We start from the raw sequence: 2905 nt of genomic DNA, 5'->3' as shown, positions 1-2905 counted from the left end.
GTCCGGCGGTGCCGGACCGGCGCGCCGCCGATCGTGGCGACCCCCGCGCGGGCCCCCGGACCGGCCACCGGCCGGCCCCACCGCGCTGCCCTCGTTCTACCCCCGGGGTACGACGCTCCGCCGCGCTCGTGCTCGCGGGCTGGGAAGATCCTGGGTCGGACCGGCCCTGCCGGTTACAGTCGGTTCGTGGCGCTCGGTCTTCCCTCGGTCCTCCCCAATCCCCAGCCGGCCATCGGCGAGCTGATCCGCGACGGCCGGCCCACCTTCTCCTTCGAGTTCTTTCCGCCGAAGACCCCGCAGGGGGAGCGCCTGCTCTGGCAGGCCATCCGCGAGCTGGAGTCGCTGCGCCCCTCGTTCGTCTCGATCACCTACGGCGCCGGCGGCTCGACCCGGGACACCACGGTCGCGGTGACCGAGCGGATCGCCACCGAGACCACCCTGCTGCCGATGGCGCACCTCACCGCGGTCGACCACTCGGTCGCCGAGCTGCGGCACGTCATCGGCCGGCTCGCGTCGGTCGGGGTGCGCAACGTGCTGGCCGTGCGCGGCGACCCGCCGGGCAACCCGGGCGGTGAGTGGATCGAGCACCCGGAGGGCGTGCGGTACGCCGAGGAGCTGGTCCGGCTGGTCCGGGACGCCGGCGACTTCAGCGTGGGGGTGGCCGCCTTCCCGTACAAGCATCCGCGCTCGCCCGACGTGGCCAGCGACACCGCGCACTTCGTCCGCAAGTGCCGGGCCGGGGCCGAGTTCGCGATCACCCAGATGTTCTTCGACGCCGACGACTACCTGCGGCTGCGCGACCGGGTGGCGGCCGCCGGCTGCGACACCCCGATCCTGGCCGGGGTGATGCCGGTGACCCAGCTGGCCACCATCGAGCGGTCCGTGCAGCTCTCCGGCGCGCCGTTCCCGCCGGCCCTCGCCGCGCGGTTCGCCGAGGTGGCCGACGACCCGGAGGCGGTCCGCCGGCTCGGCGTCGAGCAGGCCGGCGAGATGTGCGCGAAGCTGCTGGACGAGGGCGTGCCGGGGATCCACTTCATCACCCTCAACCGGTCCACCGCCACGCGGGAGGTCTGGCAGCGGCTGCGGGCCGACGCGCGGGTGTGACCACCCGGCCCGCGACACCCGCGCCACCCTTCTACGGTTGATCCCGTGGTGGGCACACAGCTGAACTGGGACCAGTACGCGACCGCGTGGGCGCGGCTGCACGGCGGCTTCGATCCCCGGGTGGCCGCGCCGGTGGTCCGCGCCTGGCTGCGCTTCGCCTACCACGTGGGCTACATCCTGGGCCGGCTGCGGGTCGGCCCGACCCCGGTGACCGTGGTCGGCGTGCTGCTCTGCCTCGGCGTACCCCTGCTGGTGGGGCGGGCCGGCGACGGGCCGTTCCTGGGCGCCCTGTTCGTGCTGCTGGCCGCGGTGGCGGACAGCGTCGACGGCGCGGTGGCGGTGGCCACCAACCGCACCACCCGGCTCGGCTACGTCTACGACTCGGTGGCCGACCGGCTCGGCGAGGCCGCCTGGCTGACCGCGTTCTGGCTGCTCGGCGCGCCCGGCGCGCTGGTCGCCGCAGCCGGCGGCCTGTCCTGGCTGCACGAGTACGTGCGGGCCCGGGCGGTCTCCGCCGGCATGCGGGAGATCGGCGCGGTGACCGTGGGGGAGCGGCCCACCCGGGTCTGCGTGGCCCTGTTCGGGCTGCTGGTCGCCGGGCTCGCCGGGCTGGTCGACGCCGACCTGACCGCCGGCACCATCACGATGGCCACCACGGTCTGGGTGCTGCTGGCCGGCTTCGGTCTCGGCCAACTGCTCTCCGCCGTCCGCCGCGCCCTGATCGACGCCGACTGACCCCCGGCCGGCGGCGGACCTACCAGGCCGGGCCGATGGCGTCGGCGACGATCTCCGCCGACAGGGTGACCATGGGGAGGCCGCCGCCCGGGTGGCTGGAGCCGCCGACCAGCCAGAGCCCGGCCGCCGGCCCCCGGTTGGCCGGGCGGAGCAGCCCGCCCGCGGTGCCGTAGATCGCGCCGCCCGGCGCGCCGGTCGCCGCGTCCAGGTGGGCCGGGGTGCGGATCTCCCGGAACACCAGCCGGTCCCGCACGTCCACGCCCCGCTCGGCGAGCACGTCGAGGATCCGGTCGGCGTACGCCTCGGCCAGCCCCGGCCGCCGCCAGTCGACCGCGCCCGCGGCCGTGCCGTGCCGGGCCGCGTTGACCAGCACGAACCACGCCTCGTGCCCCTCCGGGCGGACCGCCGGGTCGTCGGCCACCGTGACGAAGACGGTCGGGTCGGGCGCCGGTCGGGCCCGGACGCCCCGCCCCGGGTCGCCGAAGACCGCGTCGAACTCGGCGTCGTGGTCGCGCGGGAAGAAGACGGTGTGGTGGGCCAGCCCGGAGTCGCCGCGGACGCCCAGCAGCAGCACGAATCCGGCCAGGCTGCGGTCGGTGAGCGCGGCCAGCCGGCGCGGGGTGGGCAGCAGGTCCCGGTAGACGGTCAGCGCGTCGACGTTGGCCACCACCACGTCGGCGGGGACGGGAGCGGCCGTTCCGGCCAGGCGTACCCCGTGCACCCGGCCGCCTGCCGCGTCGATGCGGGTGACGGTGGCGCCGGTCCGCACCACCACGCCGAGGTCCAGGCAGCGCGACAGCAGCGCGTCGGCCAGGGTGCCCAGCCCGCCGCGCAGGTACCAGCCGCCGTACGTCAGCTCGGCGTAGGGGACGGCGACCAGCGCGGCCGGCGCGCGGCGCGGGTCGGCGCCGGTGTAGGTGGCGTACCGGTCGAGCAGCATCCGCAGCCGGGGGTCGGACAGGTGCCGGCGGCCCAGCCCGCGCAGGCTGCGGCCGGGGCCGATGGCGGCGAGGTCGCCCAGCCGCCAGGCCAGCGCGGCCAGGTCGCGCGGGGAGTCGACGGTGCG

3 protein-coding genes are annotated in these 2905 nt (G+C 76.6%); 2 read left to right on the top strand and 1 reads right to left on the bottom strand.

Going from position 1 to position 2905, the window contains the following annotated elements:
* Positions 1-186 precede the first annotated feature (186 nt).
* Entirely contained in the window at positions 187-1104 is a 918-nt protein-coding gene (metF, locus tag B0E53_RS35025; RefSeq protein WP_107079785.1) for a methylenetetrahydrofolate reductase [NAD(P)H], read from the top strand.
* Between the two features lie 45 nt (positions 1105-1149).
* Positions 1150-1839 (top strand): CDP-alcohol phosphatidyltransferase family protein, encoded by a 690-nt coding sequence (locus B0E53_RS35020; protein WP_107079784.1) that lies wholly within the window; start codon positions 1150-1152, stop codon positions 1837-1839.
* Between the two features lie 19 nt (positions 1840-1858).
* On the opposite strand, the gene B0E53_RS35015 is transcribed toward B0E53_RS35020, so the two are convergent.
* Positions 1859-2905, bottom strand: a 1047-nt coding sequence (locus B0E53_RS35015; protein WP_107079783.1) for a phytoene desaturase, incomplete at its 5' end; no start/stop codon positions are given.

Source organism: Micromonospora sp. MH33 (genome assembly GCF_003013775.1).
GTDB lineage: Bacteria > Actinomycetota > Actinomycetes > Mycobacteriales > Micromonosporaceae > Micromonospora > Micromonospora fulviviridis.
This window is presented reverse-complemented; position numbering and strand designations above follow the sequence as displayed.